A 15,823-nucleotide genomic window follows, 5' to 3' on the forward strand; every position below is an offset into this window, starting at 1 on the left:
CGGGTGGGACGGTCAGGTCATCGTGGGAGCCGGTACCGGGCGCCGACAACTCGCATCGTTTCTGCGTCGTTCCCGGCGTACAGTCGACGTATGGACGACGAAGCCCCCGGCGCCGGACTGACCACCGGCGCCCTGGCCCGCAGGCTCGGTGTCTCGCCCACCACTCTGCGGTCCTGGGACCGCCGCTACGGCCTCGGCCCCGCCGCCCGCGCCGACGGCAGACACCGCCGCTGGACCCCGGACGACGTGGCTGTGCTGGAGACGATGTGCCGCCTGACCTCATCCGGCGTACCCCCCGCCGAGGCCGCCCGCACCGCCCGCGCCGCCACCCGCCCGCCCGCCGACCGGACCCCGGCCCCCGCACCCCGCTCCCGCGCCCCCGGCGCCCTGCCGCTGGGCGATGTGCGCCAGGAGTGCAGGGGCCTGGCCCGTGCCGCCGTCCGCCTGGACGCCCGGGCCGTGGAGGAGCAACTGGACGGGGTGATCACCGAGTACGGCATCACCGTCGCCTGGCAGGACGTGATGGCGCCCGCCCTGCACGCCGTGGGCCGCAAGTGGGTCTCCTCCGGGGACCGGTACATCGAGGTGGAGCACCTGCTGTCCTGGCAGGTCTCCACCGCCCTGCGCCGCCACACCCCCCGGCTCGGCCCGCCCGGCACCCCCGGCGCCGGGCCGGTGCTGCTCGCCTGCGCCCCCGACGAACAGCACACCCTCCCGCTGGAGGCCCTCAACGCCGCGCTGGTCCGGCACGGCGTCCCCACCCGGATGTTCGGCAGCGCCGTCCCCGCCGACGCGCTCACCGCCGCCGTTCGGCGCCTCGGTCCGGCAGCGGTCGTGCTGTGGTCCCAGTCCCGCGCCACCGCCGGCCTGCCGCTCGCCCGGCATGTCGCGGGCATCGAGTGGGGCGTACGCGGCGCCCGCGGGCAGGCCCTGATGATGCTCGGCGGCCCCGGCTGGACGGGCCGCTCCAGTCACGGCATGCTCCGCCCGACCGGACTCGCCGACGCCCTCGACACCCTGACCGCCGCCTACGGCACCGAGCCCGGCCGGGACCTCACTCCAGCCCGCGCGCGTGCCTGAACCGGTCCAGCCCGTCCTTGAGGTCGACGATCGGGTCCGGGTAGTCCCCGAGCTTCGCCCGGTCCGGCCCGCTCAGCTTCCACGGCTCGTGCACCGCCGCCCCCTCCACGTGCGCCAACTCCTCGACCCAGCGCCGGACATAGGCACCGTCCGGGTCGTACCGCCTGGCCTGGGCCGTCGGGTTCAGCACCCGGTTGGGGCGGGTGTCGGTGCCCGTGCCGGCCGTCCACTGCCAGTTGAGCTGGTTGTTGGCCACGTCCCCGTCGACCAGCAGGTCCAGGAAGTGCCGGGCGCCCACCCGCCAGTCCACGTACAGCGTCTTGGTCAGGAAGCTCGCGGTGAGCAGCCGGCCCCGGTTGTGCATCCACCCCTCGTGCCGCAACTGCCGCATCGCCGCGTCCACGACCGGATAGCCGGTACGGCCGTCCCGCCACGCCTGGATGTCCGCCTCGGCCTTCCTGCCGGTGCGCCAACGGTCGCGCCGGGTGCGGTAGTCGGCGCGGGACGCCTCGGGACGCACCGCCAGCAGCTGCCGGTTGAAGTCCCGCCAGGCGACCTGCCGGACGAACGCCTCCGCGCCCGCGCCACCCTCCAGCCGTGCCCGGTGCACGAGTTCCACCGGGGAGACGGTGCCGAAGTGCAGGTGCGGGGAGAGCCGGGAGGTGCCGTCGCCGGCCAGGTCGTCGTGCCGGTCCACGTACGCGTCGATCCCCGCGCGCAGCCAGTCGGCCACCATCCGGCGCCCCGCCACCTCACCGCCCTCCGCCAGCGCCGGGGAAGTGCCCGGCACCGCGTCGCGGGACGGGAGTTCCCCGGACTTGACGCCCTCCGGCACGCTCACCCTCCGGGGCGCGCCGAGCGGGTCACGCTGCGAATGCCCCGACCAGTGGCGGAAGTACGGGGTGAACACGGCGAAGTGGTCCGAGGCCGTCGGGGTCACCGCGCCCGGCTCCACGGCGGCGGTCACCGTGTCGTGGACGTGCAGCCTGCGGCCGTCCGCCTCCAGCGCGGTGCGCAGGGCGTGCTCGCGGTGGTGCGCGTAGCCGCTGGCGTCGGCTGCCATGTGCACCTCGTCGGCGTCCGCCTCGGCCACCACCCTCAGCACCTCGGCCACCACGTCACCGGAGCGCACCACGAGCCGGCCGCCGCGCTCGCGCAGCCCGGCGTCCAGGTCCCGCAGGCAGTCGGCGAGGAACGCCAGCCGGTTGGGCGCGGCGAACCCCGCGCCGTCGATGCCGTCATCGCGCACGAACAGCGGCACCACCTGCCGGGTCCCGTCCAGGGCGGCGCGCAGTGGCGGATGGTCGTGCAGACGCAGGTCGGCGGTGAAGAGGACGACCGAGGTGTTCATCGAACGGCTCCGGAGCAGGGGATGCTTACGGTGGACTCTTCCGGGCGAGCCCCCCGTATGGACGCGGACGTCAACGCCGTGCCCGCTTTTTCAGCCTCCGGTGCTGGAGTCCCAGGTTCTTGATACCGCGCTTCCGCAGTCCCCGGTTCCTCATCGTCGGGACCGGACCGTGGACCGCGGCCCGCGCGATGTTCCGGGCCATCCCGCCGAACACGATCGCGTGGAACGGCGACACCGACCACCAGTACGCCTGGCCTAGCAGCCCGCGCGGGTGGAACAGGGCGCGCTGACGGTACCGGCTGCGGCCCTCGCCGTACGGCTCCGCGTACATCTCCAGCCAGGCCAGGCCCGGCAGCCGCATCTCGGCCCGCAGCCGCAGCAGATGGCCCGGCTCGATCTCCTCCACCCGCCAGAAGTCCAGCGAGTCGCCCACCCGCAGCCGCTCCGCGTCCCGGCGGCCCCGGCGCAGGCCCACCCCGCCCATCGCCCGGTCCATCCAGCCGCGCAGGGACCAGGCGAGCGGGAAGGAGTACCAGCCGTTGTCCCCGCCGACCCCCTCGATCACCCGCCACAACCGGTCCAGCGGCGCGTCCACCACCGTCTCGCGCTCGTCGGTGTACAGGCTGCCGCCCGCCCAGGCCGGGTCGGTCGGCAGCGGATCGCTCGGCGCGCCCGGCACCGACGCCGACGACCAGCGGGTGGCCACCTTCGCCTCCCGCACCCGGCGCAGCGCCAGCCGGACCGACTCGTCGAAGGTGAACGGATGCCCGGGCGGCTCCGGCAGATACCGCCGGATGTCGTGCTCGCGGCACACCACCTCATACCGCAGCGACTCCGTCAGCGGGCGGGCGATCGACGCGGGCACGGGAGTCACCAGTCCCACCCAGTGGCTGGACAGACCCGGCGTCAGCATCGGCACGGACAGGATCAGCCGGTGCGGCAGACGGGCGAGCCGGGCGTACCTCAGCATCATCTCCCGGTACGTCAGTATGTCCGGGCCGCCGATGTCGAAGCTCCGGTTCACGTCCTCCGGCAGCAGCGCGGAACCCACCAGCAGCCGCAGCACGTCCTTCACACCGATCGGCTGGATACGGGTGTGCACCCAGCTCGGCGTCACCATCACCGGCAGCCGCTCGGTGAGGTAGCGCAGCATCTCGAAGGAGGCCGAGCCCGAGCCGATGATCACCGCCGCGCGCAGGACGGCCGTCGGCACCCCCGACTCCAGCAGGATGTGCCCGACCTCCGCCCGCGAGCGCAGATGCGGGGACAGCTCCCCCTCCGGCACCCCGGCCGGGGTCAGCCCGCCGAGGTAGACGATCCGGCGCACCCCCGCCGCCTTCGCCTGCTCGCCGAAGTACCGGGCCGCGCGCCGGTCGGTCTCCTCGAAGTCGTCCCCGCTGCCCAGCGCGTGCACCAAGTAGTACGCCACGTCGACGTCCCGCATCGCCTCGGCCAGCGAGTCGGGGTCCGTCACATCACCCCGCACCACCTCCACGTCACCGGCCCACGGATGGTCGCGCAGCTTGCCCGGCGTACGGGCCAGACAGCGCACCCGGTGTCCGGCGGCGAGCAGCTCCGGCACGAGCCTGCCTCCGATGTAGCCGGTCGCCCCGGTCACCAGGCAGCGCAGCCCGTCCTCGGGCTCGTCGTCGTTCATCGTCTCCGGCTCCTCGGCATCGGTGTCCGCCCGTGGTCCGCCACGGCCTCCCCGTGATCCCTTCCCGCCCGGCGCCACCAGCGGATGCGGTTGTGCCGAACGGCGTACAACGGCATGTCCGTGCGATGGCCGGGCAGCCGATGAGGTACAGGTTCCGTGTCCCGTCCGAACCTTCCGCCGGAGGTGTCCGCCGCCATGAATTCGACAGTACTGGAGCGTTTCCCCGCAGGCTCACCGCGCGGCTCCTGGCCCGCCGAGGAGTACGCCGCCGCCCGCCGGGCCGAGGGTGAACCCGCGACGGTGGTCATGGACCTCAACTCGGACGCTTTCCTCGTCGTGGTCGAGGGCCGCACGGACGACTAGGGCCTTCCTTCCGGATCAGGCCGGCTCATGACGACCCCGCCACTCCGGCAAGATCCGGAAGACACGCCCCAAGTCCCGAGCGCCTCCAGATGGGCCTTCCGGGTCTCCGCCGTCTGACCCTGGATCAGCAGGAACATCCCCTCGCGGGCGAGGCGCTGGGCCTTGGACGTGAGGGACATCGAGCGTCCGCCCCCTGCTACGACCGCCGCCGTGGTGGCGGTGTTCAGCGCCGCGTACGCCTCCGCCCGTACCGCCAGGCGGTCCGCCACCCGCTCCAGCGGGGCCGGATGGTCGGCCAGGGCGTAGGCACGGGTGCGGACGTCCGCCACACGGTTCCGTAGCGGGGCTGCCGTCCGTTCGTCCAGCAGGGACAGGGCCGCCGAGGCGATGCCGAAGACCGCCGGGTTGGTGTTCAGGGTCTTCGCCCGGTCGGTGGGGGCCCACTCGGCGTACGGGATGCGCAGGGCCACCGACTCCTCGGGGACGCGCAGGCCGTCCAGCTCCAGGGAGACCGTGTGCGCGGCGGTCAGGGCGGCCAGACGCAGGGGGTCGGAGGGGCGCAGGCCCGGCTGGTCGCGGGCGTCCACGAAGGCGAACACCGCCTCGTCGTCCTCGGTCAGGCCGGCCAGGAGGAACACGTCGTTCAGGCTCCAGCCGGTGTACCAGGGGACCGTGCCGTCGAAGCGCCAGCCCGTGCCGTCGTGGCGGGCCCGTACGGGTGCCGCGGGGTGGGCGCGCAGCTGTGCGTACGCCACGCCGGACAGCAGCTCGCCGCGGGCCAGCGGGCCCAACAGACGCTCGCGGGCGGCCGGTTCGCCGCGCGCGAGGATCTGGACCGGGGTGTGGTGCTGCGACTGGACGAACCAGGTGGAGCCGCACGCGCCCGCCAGGATCTCCGAGACCTCCCGCACCACGGCGGGCGGCGCCGCCGAGCCGCCGTATGCGGCCGGTGCCGTCAGGCCCAGCAGCCCGGACCGCTTCACGGCCTCGATGTGGCTCGCCGGCACGCCCTCCTGGTCCACCCGCTCCGCCTCGGGCTCCAGCAGCTCGGCGGCGAGCAGACGGGCGCGGGCGACGAGCGGGTGATCGGTGATCGTCATGCGTCCCTTCCTACCCCGGCCGCACCGCCCGGCATCCGTGGCACACTCCGCCGATGACCACCGAAACGATCACCGCGGCAGCTTCCGGCACCCTCACCCTCGGCGACCTCACCGTCCACCGCGTCGGCCTCGGCGCGATGCGGCTGACCGGCAACGCCGCCTTCCACCTCGGCACCCCCAGCGACCGGACCCGCTCGCTGGCCGTCCTGCGCCGGGCCGTGGAACTCGGGGTGAACCACATCGACACCGCCGCCTTCTACTTCTCCTCCCTGCGTTCCGCCAACGAACTGATCAACACCGCCCTCGCCCCCTATGCCGACGACCTGGTCATCGCCACCAAGGTCGGCCCCTTCCGTGAGCAGGACGGCTCCTGGGGCACCGCCGCCCGCCCCGACCAGCTGCGCGGCCACGTCGAGGAGAACCTCCGCCAGCTCGGCCGCGACCACCTCGACCTGGTGTACCTGCGCCGGATGCGGCAGAACTCCGTCGCCGAACACTTCGGCGCCCTCGCCGAGTTGCGGGAGGAGGGCCTGATCCGGCACCTGGGCATCTCGGCGATCGAACCCCGCCACCTCGACGAGGCCCTGGCCATCGCACCGGTGGTCGCCGTGCAGAATCGGTACGGGCTCGACGCCTCCGGTCCCGAGGGGAAGGAACTGCTCAAGCTGTGCGGGGAGCGCGGCATCGCCTTCGTCCCGTTCTACTCCGTCGCCGGGGAGACCGGCGAACGGGGCAGGCATGAGCGCGTCCCGGCCGACGCGGACGCCGCCGTCGCGGAGATCGCGGAGGCGCACAGCGTCAGTCCCACACAGGTCCGGATCGCCTGGACCCTCCACCAGGGCCCGCACGTCCTCGCCATCCCCGGCACCGGCGACCCGGCCCATCTGACGGAGAACACCGCGGCGGGCGCCCTGAAGCTCACCGACGGCCAACTGGGCCGCCTGAACGCCTTCCACCAGTAGCGGAGCACCCCGCCGGTCCCCTCTCAGGAGGAGACTGGCGCCCCGGTAGTTTTACGTATAACCTCTCCCGCTAACCACCCCCACCGGAAGGCTCCGATGCGCCGCGTTGCCCTGGTCACCCTCGTCGTGGACGACTACGACGACGCCATCCGCTTCTACACCGAGGCCCTGGGTTTCCGGCTCGCCGAGGACGAGCCCCGCCCGGACGGCTCCCGGTGGGTCGTGGTGGAGCCCGGCACCGAAGAGGGCAGTGGCAGCGGTCTGCTGCTCGCCCGCGCCAAGGACGACGGCCAGCGCGCCCGCGTCGGCGACCAGACCGGCGGCCGGGTCGGCTTCTTCCTGCACACCGACGACTTCGCCCGCGACCACGCCCGCATGACCGCCCACGGGGTGACCTTCCTGGAGGACCCCCGCCACGAGCCGTACGGCACGGTCGCCGTCTTCCAGGACCTCTACGGCAACCGCTGGGACCTGCTCCAGCCCGCCGCCTGAATCCCCATCCGCACGATCCGCCGAGGAAGCACGCCATGACCGCGCCCCGCATCGACACCGAGACCCTCCGCCGGCTCCCCAAAGCCGTCCTGCACGACCACCTCGACGGCGGCCTGCGCCCCGCCACCGTCATCGAACTCGCGGCCGCGGTCGGCCACACCCTGCCCACCACCGACCCCGGCGAACTGGCCGCCTGGTACGTCGAGGCCGCGGGCTCCGGTGACCTGGTCCGCTACATAGGCACCTTCGAGCACACCCTCGCGGTGATGCAGACCCGCGAGGGGCTGCTGCGCGTGGCCGAGGAGTACGTGCTCGACCTCGCCGCCGACGGCGTGGTCTACGCCGAGGTGCGCTACGCCCCCGAGCTGAACACCCGTGCCGGGCTGAGCCTGGCCGAGGTCGTGGAGACCGTGCAGGAGGGCCTCGCGGCCGGCATGGCCAAGGCGGCCGCCGCCGGGACGCCGGTACGCGTCGGCACCCTGCTGTGCGGCATGCGGATGTTCGACCGGGTCGGCGAGGCCGCCGAACTGGCCGTCGCCTACCGCGACGCCGGGGTCGTCGGCTTCGACATCGCCGGCGCCGAGGACGGCTTCCCGCCCGCCGACCACCTGGCCGCCTTCGAGCACCTGCGCGCCGAGAGCGTGCCGTTCACCATCCACGCGGGCGAGGCGTACGGCCTGCCCAGCATCCACCAGGCCGTCCAGGTGTGCGGCGCCCAGCGTCTCGGGCACGGCGTCCGCATCACCGAGGACATCGTCGACGGCAAGCTCGGCCGTCTGGCCGGCTGGGTCCGCGACCGCCGGATCGCCCTGGAGATGTGCCCCACCTCCAACCTCCAGACCGGCTGCGCCACCTCCATCGCCGAGCACCCCATCACCGCGCTGAAGGACCTCGGCTTCCGGGTCACCCTCAACACCGACAACCGCCTGGTCTCCGGCACCACCATGACCCGCGAGATGGCGCTGCTGGTCGAGGAGGCGGGCTGGACGGCGAAGGACCTGCGCACGGTCACCGTCAACGCGGTCAAGAGCGCCTTCATCCCGTTCGACGAGCGCAAGGCGCTCATCGAGGACGTCATCCTGCGGGGCTACGCCGAAGCGCTCTGAAGCAGCCCCTTGACGTAGGCGGCCTGTCCGACGTGCTGGAGATCGTCGGACAGGACGCTCACCAGGCGTACGCCCAGTGTGACCGGGGGCTCCCAGCGCTCGTCCACGACCCGCTCCAGGTCCTTGGCGGCCAGCGTCCGCAGCACGCCGATGGTCTGGTCGTGCACCGCGTCGTAGTACCCGGCCAGCAGCACCGTGGAGGGGACCCGCACCTTCGCGGCCTGCTCGGGGGTGTGGCCGTAGCCGGTGTCGTGGTGCGGCAGCTCCAGGTCGAAGCGGTCGGCCCAGTCCCGCGCCAGCCACACCTGCTCCAGCCCGAAGGCGTCGGCGATGTGGTCGTCCTGCACCCGGCTCAGGTGCCACAGCAGCCAGGCGATGGAGTTCGCGCCGGGCGCGGGGGAGCGGTCCAGGTCGTCCGCGCCGAGTCCGTCGAGCACGGTGTGGACTTCTTCCCGGATACGGTCGTAGCCCTCGATGAGGATCTCCTTCGCGTGCATGTTCCCACCCTCGCGCATCCCCGCCCCCGGCGCGAGAGCGTGGGGTCACCCGGGTTCGCCGGGCTCCGCCTGCGGGGTGCCGAGCAGGGCGATCAGGGCGCGGGCGGCCGGGCTGGTGGCGCGCTCCGGGGGCAGCAGGGCCACCGTCTCGTACGCGGCCTCGTCGACGCCCTTCAGCGGGAGCGCGGTGAGCGAGGTCCGCTTGTGCCGGAAGTGCCGGGGGACGACGGCGACGCCGAGGTTCTCGTCCACCAGGTCCAGCAGGCTGTGCACGTCGTTGACCTCCAGAGCGACCGTACGGCGCACCCCGGCCGCAGCGAAGGCGGCGTCCGTGGCCCGGCGCGGCCCCCAGTCCGGGTGGAAGTCCACGAACACCTCACCGGCGAGGGCGGCGGGGTCCGGCACCGCGCCCAGTTCTGCGAGCGGGTGCTCCGGATGGCACAGCACGGTCATCGGTTCGCTGGTGAGCGGCACCGACCGCAACTGGTCGCCGTCGGCCGGGACGCGGTAGGCGAAGGCCAGATCCAGCCGGCCCGCCGACACCCCCTCCGCCAGCGCGCCCGAACCGCTCTGCCGCAGCCGGATCTCCACGTCCGGGTGCTCCCGCCGGAAGGCGGCCAGCAGCCCCGCCACATGCACCCCGGCGATGCACTGCTCGGCGCCCAGCGCCAGCGTGCCGCGCAGCACCCCCTGCACCGCGGCCACCGCCTCGTGCGCGGAGCGCACCTGCGCGAGGATGCGCTCGGCCTCCACCAGCAGCGCCCGCCCGGCCTCCGTCAGCGTCACGCGGCGCGTGGTGCGCACGAACAGCGGCGCCCGCAGCTCCCGCTCCAGGGCGCGGATAGAGGCCGAGAGCCCCGACTGGGACACCATCAGCCGCTCGGCGGCACGGGTGAAGTGCTGGTCCTCGGCGACCGCGACGAAGTGCTGGAGATGACGCAGTTCCATGATTGAGAAGCCTAGCCGCTGAAATCCATCGGATTCTTCTGTTGGACCACTGACCGCGCTCCGGGGAAGAGTTGGGGGAGGCTGCCGGACACCGCCGTGTCCGGCGCCGGGAAGACCGTGTGCCAACCCCTTATGGAGTCGCGTTGTACACCGCCCACCCCGACCGCTACGCCGACCTGCCCTACCGGCGCTCCGGACGCAGCGGACTGAAGCTCCCCGCGCTGTCGCTCGGCCTGTGGCACAACTTCGGCCCCGACCGGCCGGTGGAGACCCAGCGCGCGATCCTGCGCCGCGCCTTCGACCTCGGGATCACCCACTTCGACCTGGCCAACAACTACGGCCCGCCGCCCGGCGCCGCCGAGTCCGCGCTCGGCGAGGCGCTGAAGGCCGACTTCACGCCGTACCGCGACGAACTGGTCATCTCCACCAAGGCCGGCTATCTGATGTGGCCCGGCCCGTACGGGGAGTGGGGCTCGCGCAAGTCCGTGCTGTCCTCGCTCGACCAGAGCCTGACGCGGATGGGCCTGGACCACGTCGACATCTTCTACTCGCACCGCTTCGACCCCGAGACCCCGCTCGAGGAGACCATGGGCGCGCTGCACACGGCGGTCCAGCAGGGCAAGGCGCTCTACGTCGGCGTCTCCAACTACTCCGCCGAGCAGACCCGCGAGGCGGCACGCATCCTGGGCGAGCTGGGCACCCCGCTCCTCATCCACCAGCCGCGCTACTCCATCCTGGACCGGCGCCCGGAGGAGGAGGGGCTGCTGGACACCCTGGACGAACTTCAGGTCGGTTCGATCGTCTACTCCCCGCTGGAGCAGGGTCTGCTCACCGGCCGGTACCTCGACGGCATCCCCGAGGACTCCCGCGCGGCGAGCGACAGCCCGTTCCTGCGGTCCGACGCCGTCACCGAGGACCTCGTCGGCCGGCTGCGCGCCCTGAACGACATCGCCGCCTCGCGCGGCCAGACCCTGGCTCAAATGGCGCTCGCCTGGGTGCTGAGGGGCGGACGGATTACTTCCGCTCTTGTCGGGGCGAGCAGCACCAAGCAACTGGAAGACAGTGTCGGCGCCATCCGGAATCTGGAATTCGACGCGGATGACGTGGCCCGAATCGACGCCGCCGTGCAGACTTGAACTCGCCGGAACAGTAGCGGCGGAAGGCGGAAGTTTTTTCCGCCTTCACAATTTCTCCGCGTATTCCGGTGCGGGCGGCGCTGAATTCCTGCCACGCCCGCCCGCGGAGCCGCACAAGAGCCCAGGGGAGCCCCGCCCCTGGGCTCTTGCCCTGTAAGGGCTGCCGGGCAGGGCTGCCGTGCGCCGCCCACGGTCGATAATCCGCCAACTAATGCGGGGCGGTCCCGCGCCTTACATGATTCGGCCAGAATCGGGGCATCGCATATGCCAGCAGAGTGGCCGGAAAGGCATGGTGACAGTGTTTCCATTGGGGCGATACTCAAAATGCCAGGGGCACTTCACCGCACAGGAGCCGCACGGATAAGAGAGGGACCGGTCGGCACACCGGCGAGGCAACGGGGGAGTGATCGTGCACGATGAATTCCTGTGCCATGTCACCGCGTACGGGATCTGCGGCGGCCAGCGGGTAGGCGTACCGCTCGGCACCTACCGCGCGCCCACCCTCGCGCTCGCCCTGTGGTGGCTGCGGGACCGCGCCTCCTGGATCGCCGAGCGGCTGGACCCCAGTCCCGAGGGCGAGAAGATCCCGGCGGGCGCCCTCGTCCCCGTCCCGGACACCGTGGCCGACGTCCCCACCCTGCTGCGGGCCTGGTGTTCCGACGACGCCCGGCAGGAACTGGTCGCGGACGAACTGGCCGGCGGACGCCTGGTGCGGATCGCCGCGAGCGACGACACCACGGAGTACGAACTCCTCGCCGAGTCGATCGACGCCCTGCGCATGCAGCGCACCGTCCCCGCCTTCGTCGTCCCCGTGGCCTGAGCGCGAAACCGCAGGCCCGGCGCGGCCGCGCCGCGCCGGGAAGAGGTCGCACACAGCCAAGGCATTGGGTGGAATGCGTCGGCCGAGTCGGGGTACGAGCATCACAGGCAACAGGCGACCGGCCGTACCGGGCATTTCGAGAGAGACACCATGACCAAACACCTGGGCGTGGCAGTGGCAGCGATACCGAGTGGTTTCGACGTACCCGTGGAACCCCTTCGGCGTGCGGCGCACTACACCGGGGAACCAGGATGCATCGCCGAGGCGCGGGCCTTCGCCGGGCGCTTCCTGGAGCAACTGCGGACCGAGTGGTGCGCCACCGTGGACAGCCGGACGGGCGGGGAGCTGCTGCTGGTCGTCAGCGAGCTGGTCACCAACGCCGACCGGCACAGCAGGGGCCCGTACATCCTGGAGCTGGAGGGCACCGACAGCGCGGTCAGCGTCTCGGTGTACGACAGCAGCGTGGCGCTGCCGCGCTTCTTCCCCAAGGACCCCAAGCGGGTGGGCCATCACGGCCTGGAGATCGTGCGCGCGGTCGCCTCGGAGATCACCGTGGACCGCATACCGGTAGGGAAGCGTGTGCGCGCCCTGATCCGGCTGGACGGCTGAGCGAACCTCTTCACACCCCCGGAGCAAGGAACGCCGACCGCGACCCGGTCGGCGTCTTCGTGTGTCCGGAAACCGGCCTTCACGCGTCCGGCTGCGGTGGAAGAAGGCATGAAGAAGGGCGGCCCGGCAGAACCGGACCGCCCTTTTCCACGTCAAGGGGTCGGAGTCTGGTGCTCAGGCGCAGCCCAGCTCGCCCAGCATGCCCTCGCGCAGCCGCGCGATGATGCGCTTGATCAGGCGGGAGACGTGCATCTGCGAGCAGCCCAGCTTCTCGCCGATCTCGGCCTGGGTGGCCTCCTCCACGAACCGCATGTGGATGATCTGCCGGTCGCGGTCGCTCAGCTCGGCCATCAGCGGGGCGAGGGCGTGGAAGTCCTCCACCAGCTGCAGGCCCTCCTCCTCGACGCCGATGAAGTCCGCCAGGACCGCCTCGCCGTCCTCGCGGCCGTCGCCGGTGAGGGCGGCGTCCAGCGAGCTGGAGTTGTAGCCGTTCGAGGCGAGCTGGCCCTCGACGACCTGCTGCTCGGTGATGTTCATGAGCGTGGCCAGCTCGGCCACGGTCGGGTCGCGGTCCAGCCGGCTCGACAGCTCCTCGCGGGCCTTGGCCAGCTCCACGCGCAGCTCCTGGAGCCGGCGCGGCACGTGCACCGCCCAGGTGGTGTCACGGAAGAAACGCTTGATCTCACCCACGATGTAGGGCAGCGCGAAGGACGTGAACTCCACCTCGCGCGAGATCTCGAACCGGTCGATCGCCTTGATCAGGCCGATCATGCCGGTCTGGACGATGTCCTCCATGTCGTCGCCCCGGCCCCGGAAACGCCCGGCGGCGAAGCGCACCAGCGACATGTTCATCTCGATGAGGGTGTTGCGCGCGTACTGGTATTCGTGCGTGCCCTCTTCCAGCTCCGCCAGCCGGCGGAAGAACTGGCGGGACAGCGCCCGCGCGTCACGCGGGGCGACGGACGCGGGGTCCGCGATACCAGGAAGGGTCTCCTCGTCCGTCATGTCCTGCGCGGCCTTGTCCGCGACCTCTGCTTGCGACCGGATGCCGACGGCGGTGTCCATTAACCTCTCCCACGTAAGTCACGGTTCGACGACTGCTCCCGTGGGCCCGGTTGCCCGAGGCCACGGTTGCCGCGTGGTCCCCGGCTACCCGGAAAACCCCGCCCCATGCACGTCTTCTCTCACGGGCCGGGTACCCCCGGTCACGCGACGCATGCAGACGAATTTCGACCTGGCTCGAAATCGCCGAAGTGGCTCGATCTTATCGGCCCGCGACCGATGAGTCCGGGGCCGGGGCCCGGTCGGTACAGGTGAGCGCGCGACCGGCGCCGCGACCCGTACAGGAGGTCCCCATGTCCCACGGTGGTTTCACCACATGTCTCTGGTTCGACGGCCAGGCCGAGGAGGCGGCGCACTACTACGTCTCCGTCTTCAAGGACTCCGGCATCGGCCGGATCACCCACTGGAGCGAGGCCGGCCCCGGTGAGGCCGGGACCGTGCTCACCGTCGAGTTCACCGCCAACGGCCAGAAGTTCGTCGCTCTCAACGGCGGCCCCGAGTTCAAGTTCAGCGAGGCCGTCTCGTTCATGATCCGCTGTGCCGACCAGCGGGAGATCGACCACTACTGGACCCGGCTGACCGAGGACGGCGGCGAGGGCGGCCCCTGCGGCTGGCTCAAGGACAAGTACGGCGTCTCCTGGCAGGTCTGCCCCGAGCGGCTGCTCGAGATGACCAACGACCCCGACCCGCAGAAGGCCGCCCGTGCCTTCGGCGCCATGATGAAGATGGGCAAGCTCGACCTCGCCGCCCTGGAGAAGGCGTACGCGGGCGAGTGACCGGAACCGGTGCCCGGTCACGCGCTCTCGGCGAGCACCTCGCCGATCGTGTGCCGGGCGTTCTTTGCCAGGACCGGGTTGGTGCGCCAGTAGTAGGGGAGCTGGACCAGGGCGATGGACAGCGCCCAGCCCCGGCCGCGCGCCCACTCGGCGTCTTCCGCGCCCACCGCGTCGCGGAAGACGCCCCGGACGGCGGCGGGGAGCAGGTTCCAGGCCACGATCAGGTCCACGGCCGGATCGCCCACCCCGGCGCAGCCGAAGTCGATCACCGCGCTCAGCCTGCCCCCACCGGCGACCAGGACATTGCCGGGGGAGAGGTCGGCGTGCGCCCAGGCCGGCGGGCCGGTGTGCGTGGGAGCGGCCAGCGCCCGCTCCCAGCGTGCCGTCGCCCCGGCGGTGTCGATACGGCCGGCGAGCCGGGCCAGCGCCTCACGGGTCGACTCGTCCTGCCCGGCGAGCGGGCCGCCCCGGTAGCTCCGGGGGGCGTCCGCGGTCGCGGTCCGGCGCAGGGCGGCCACGAACGCGCCCAGTTCCTTGGCCAGTTGCTCCGGCTCCTCCACCGCTCCCGCCACCGGGTTGGCGCCGTCCAGCCAGCGGTAGACCGACCAGGGCCAGGGAAAGCCGCTGTCCGGCTCCCCGAAGCCCACCGGTTCCGGGACGGCCACCGGCAGGCCGGGGCCCAGGCGGGGCAGCCAGTCCCGCTCGTGCGCCACATCCGCCACCGCGCCCGGATGGCGGGGGAGCCGTACCACCAGCTCCGGTCCCAGGCGGAACATCGCGTTCTCCGTGCCGGACGACCTCAGCCGGGTCACCGGCAGTTCCGCCCACGCGGGGAACCGCCGCGCCACCAGACGCTCCACCAGCGGGGCGTCGATGTCGAGTTCACCGTCACGCATCTTCTGGGTACTCACCGGCCCCATCCAAGGGCCGGTGTGTCCCCGCTGTCGACCGAAAAAACCTGACCACACCGTCCCCGAGCGCCCCGCGCACCGAGTGGCTAACGTGACAATCCGGGACGAACCGCCAACACGAAAGGGCCGACCATGGCCGTGCAGTCCGAAGGAACGCCCTGCTGGGCCGACGCGATGTTCACCGACCTGGAGGGCGCCAAGCGGTTCTACGGCGACGTCCTCGGCTGGACCTTCGGCCAATCGTCGTCCGAGTACGGCAACTACACCCAGGCGTACGCGGACGGCAAGGCCGTCGCCGCCATCGTCCCGCCCATGCCCGGCCAGGAGAGCACGTCGCAGTGGTGTCTCTACTTCGCCTCGCCGGACGCCGCCGCCACCGCCGCGAAGGTCGAGGAGAACGGCGGCGAGGTGCTGATGGAGCCGATGCGGGTCGGTGACTTCGGCACGATGGCGATCGCCCGCGAGCCCAGCGGCGCCGTGTTCGGCATCTGGCAGGGCGACGCCCACGAGGGCTTCGAGGCGGTGGCCGAGCCCGGCGCATATTGCTGGTCGGAGCTGTACACCCGCGAACCGGAGAAGGCGGACGCGTTCCTGTCGGCCGTCTTCCCGTACCGGATGAAGGACATGGCGGACGAGCACGTCGACTTCCGCCTCTTCGACCTGGGCGCCGACCCGGTGCTCGGCCGGATGCGGATGGGGGAGGAGTTCCCCCCGGAGGTCCCCTCCTACGTCAACGTCTACTTCACCGTCGACGACTGCGACGCGGCCGTGGCGCGCGCCACCGAGCGCGGTGCCGTGCTCCGGTTCGGCCCGATGACCAGCCCCTTCGGCCGGTTCGCCGCCCTCACCGACCCGCAGGGCGCGAGCTTCTCGGTGATCGACGTCACCACGACGGAGGGCGGCATGCCCGACTTCAAGGACGCCTGACCCGGCCGGTCGGATCCCGCGCGCGG

General features: G+C 72.2%; 17 protein-coding genes. 10 read left to right on the forward strand and 7 right to left on the reverse strand.

Annotation, left to right across the window (positions count from 1 at the left end; translation table 11 throughout):
- Positions 1–90: 90 nt before the first annotated feature.
- On the forward strand, positions 91–1,080 hold the full coding sequence (locus E5082_RS29620; protein ID WP_135794328.1) for a MerR family transcriptional regulator: 990 nt from the start codon (positions 91–93) through the stop codon (positions 1,078–1,080).
- Here E5082_RS29620 and E5082_RS29625 read toward each other — a convergent pair.
- Together E5082_RS29625 and E5082_RS29630 are read right to left on the reverse strand one after the other, a co-directional pair.
- Entirely contained in the window at positions 1,055–2,431 is a 1,377-nt protein-coding gene (locus E5082_RS29625; RefSeq protein WP_135794329.1) for a cryptochrome/photolyase family protein, read from the reverse strand. The genes E5082_RS29620 and E5082_RS29625 overlap by 26 nt on opposite strands.
- A gap of 70 nt (positions 2,432–2,501) precedes the next feature.
- Positions 2,502–4,088, reverse strand: a complete 1,587-nt coding sequence (locus E5082_RS29630) for an SDR family oxidoreductase (protein ID WP_135794330.1) — start codon at positions 4,086–4,088, stop codon at positions 2,502–2,504.
- Positions 4,089–4,283: 195 nt separating this feature from the next.
- On the opposite strand from E5082_RS29630, the gene E5082_RS32530 reads away from it, so the two are divergent.
- On the forward strand, positions 4,284–4,451 hold the full coding sequence (locus E5082_RS32530) for a hypothetical protein (protein ID WP_167514178.1): 168 nt from the start codon (positions 4,284–4,286) through the stop codon (positions 4,449–4,451).
- On the opposite strand, the gene E5082_RS29635 is transcribed toward E5082_RS32530, so the two are convergent.
- The gene (locus E5082_RS29635; protein WP_135794331.1) at positions 4,448–5,551 is read right to left on the reverse strand and encodes an acyl-CoA dehydrogenase family protein; all 1,104 of its coding nucleotides are present in this window, start codon (positions 5,549–5,551) and stop codon (positions 4,448–4,450) included. The genes E5082_RS32530 and E5082_RS29635 overlap by 4 nt on opposite strands.
- Positions 5,552–5,604: 53 nt before the next feature.
- Between E5082_RS29635 and E5082_RS29640 the strand changes: the two genes are divergently transcribed.
- The 3 genes from E5082_RS29640 (at position 5,605) to E5082_RS29650 (ending at position 8,111) form a co-directional block, all read left to right on the forward strand.
- Positions 5,605–6,513 (forward strand): aldo/keto reductase, encoded by a 909-nt coding sequence (locus E5082_RS29640; protein WP_135794332.1) that lies wholly within the window; start codon positions 5,605–5,607, stop codon positions 6,511–6,513.
- Between the two features lie 96 nt (positions 6,514–6,609).
- Positions 6,610–7,005 carry a VOC family protein gene (locus tag E5082_RS29645; RefSeq protein ID WP_135794333.1) on the forward strand — a complete coding sequence of 132 codons (396 nt, stop codon included), beginning with the start codon at positions 6,610–6,612 and terminating at the stop codon, positions 7,003–7,005.
- 35 nt (positions 7,006–7,040) lie between these two features.
- Positions 7,041–8,111: an adenosine deaminase gene (locus E5082_RS29650; protein WP_135794334.1), complete on the forward strand. Its 1,071-nt coding sequence runs from the start codon at positions 7,041–7,043 to the stop codon at positions 8,109–8,111.
- On the opposite strand, the gene E5082_RS29655 is transcribed toward E5082_RS29650, so the two are convergent.
- Positions 8,093–8,608, reverse strand: a complete 516-nt coding sequence (locus E5082_RS29655) for a mycothiol transferase (RefSeq protein WP_135794335.1) — start codon at positions 8,606–8,608, stop codon at positions 8,093–8,095. The two genes, E5082_RS29650 and E5082_RS29655, sit on opposite strands and share 19 nt — an antisense overlap.
- 45 nt (positions 8,609–8,653) lie before the next feature.
- Entirely contained in the window at positions 8,654–9,556 is a 903-nt protein-coding gene (locus E5082_RS29660) for a LysR family transcriptional regulator (protein WP_135794336.1), read from the reverse strand.
- A gap of 143 nt (positions 9,557–9,699) precedes the next feature.
- Between E5082_RS29660 and mgrA the strand changes: the two genes are divergently transcribed.
- From mgrA to E5082_RS29675, 3 genes are all read left to right on the forward strand, one after another.
- Positions 9,700–10,692 carry an L-glyceraldehyde 3-phosphate reductase gene (gene mgrA, locus E5082_RS29665; RefSeq protein ID WP_135794337.1) on the forward strand — a complete coding sequence of 331 codons (993 nt, stop codon included), beginning with the start codon at positions 9,700–9,702 and terminating at the stop codon, positions 10,690–10,692.
- A gap of 409 nt (positions 10,693–11,101) precedes the next feature.
- Entirely contained in the window at positions 11,102–11,512 is a 411-nt protein-coding gene (locus E5082_RS29670; protein WP_135794338.1) for a hypothetical protein, read from the forward strand.
- A gap of 150 nt (positions 11,513–11,662) precedes the next feature.
- Positions 11,663–12,121, forward strand: a complete 459-nt coding sequence (locus E5082_RS29675) for an ATP-binding protein (RefSeq protein ID WP_135794339.1) — start codon at positions 11,663–11,665, stop codon at positions 12,119–12,121.
- A 174-nt stretch (positions 12,122–12,295) separates the two neighbouring features.
- On the opposite strand, the gene E5082_RS29680 is transcribed toward E5082_RS29675, so the two are convergent.
- Positions 12,296–13,186: an RNA polymerase sigma factor SigF gene (locus tag E5082_RS29680; RefSeq protein ID WP_135794340.1), complete on the reverse strand. Its 891-nt coding sequence runs from the start codon at positions 13,184–13,186 to the stop codon at positions 12,296–12,298.
- 290 nt (positions 13,187–13,476) lie between these two features.
- On the opposite strand from E5082_RS29680, the gene E5082_RS29685 reads away from it, so the two are divergent.
- On the forward strand, positions 13,477–13,959 hold the full coding sequence (locus E5082_RS29685; RefSeq protein WP_135794341.1) for a VOC family protein: 483 nt from the start codon (positions 13,477–13,479) through the stop codon (positions 13,957–13,959).
- 17 nt (positions 13,960–13,976) lie between these two features.
- On the opposite strand, the gene E5082_RS29690 is transcribed toward E5082_RS29685, so the two are convergent.
- Complete coding sequence (locus tag E5082_RS29690) at positions 13,977–14,879, reverse strand: aminoglycoside phosphotransferase family protein (protein WP_229919040.1); 903 nt, start codon at positions 14,877–14,879, stop codon at positions 13,977–13,979.
- A 123-nt stretch (positions 14,880–15,002) separates the two neighbouring features.
- Here E5082_RS29690 and E5082_RS29695 point away from each other — a divergent pair, with 123 nt between their 5' ends.
- A complete protein-coding gene (locus tag E5082_RS29695) occupies positions 15,003–15,797 on the forward strand; it encodes a VOC family protein (protein WP_135794342.1) in 795 nt (264 codons plus the stop codon).
- The last annotated feature ends 26 nt before the right edge of the window (positions 15,798–15,823 follow it).

Origin of the sequence: Streptomyces griseoluteus (assembly GCF_004784465.1) — a bacterium.
GTDB classification, from domain to species: domain Bacteria; phylum Actinomycetota; class Actinomycetes; order Streptomycetales; family Streptomycetaceae; genus Streptomyces; species Streptomyces griseoluteus.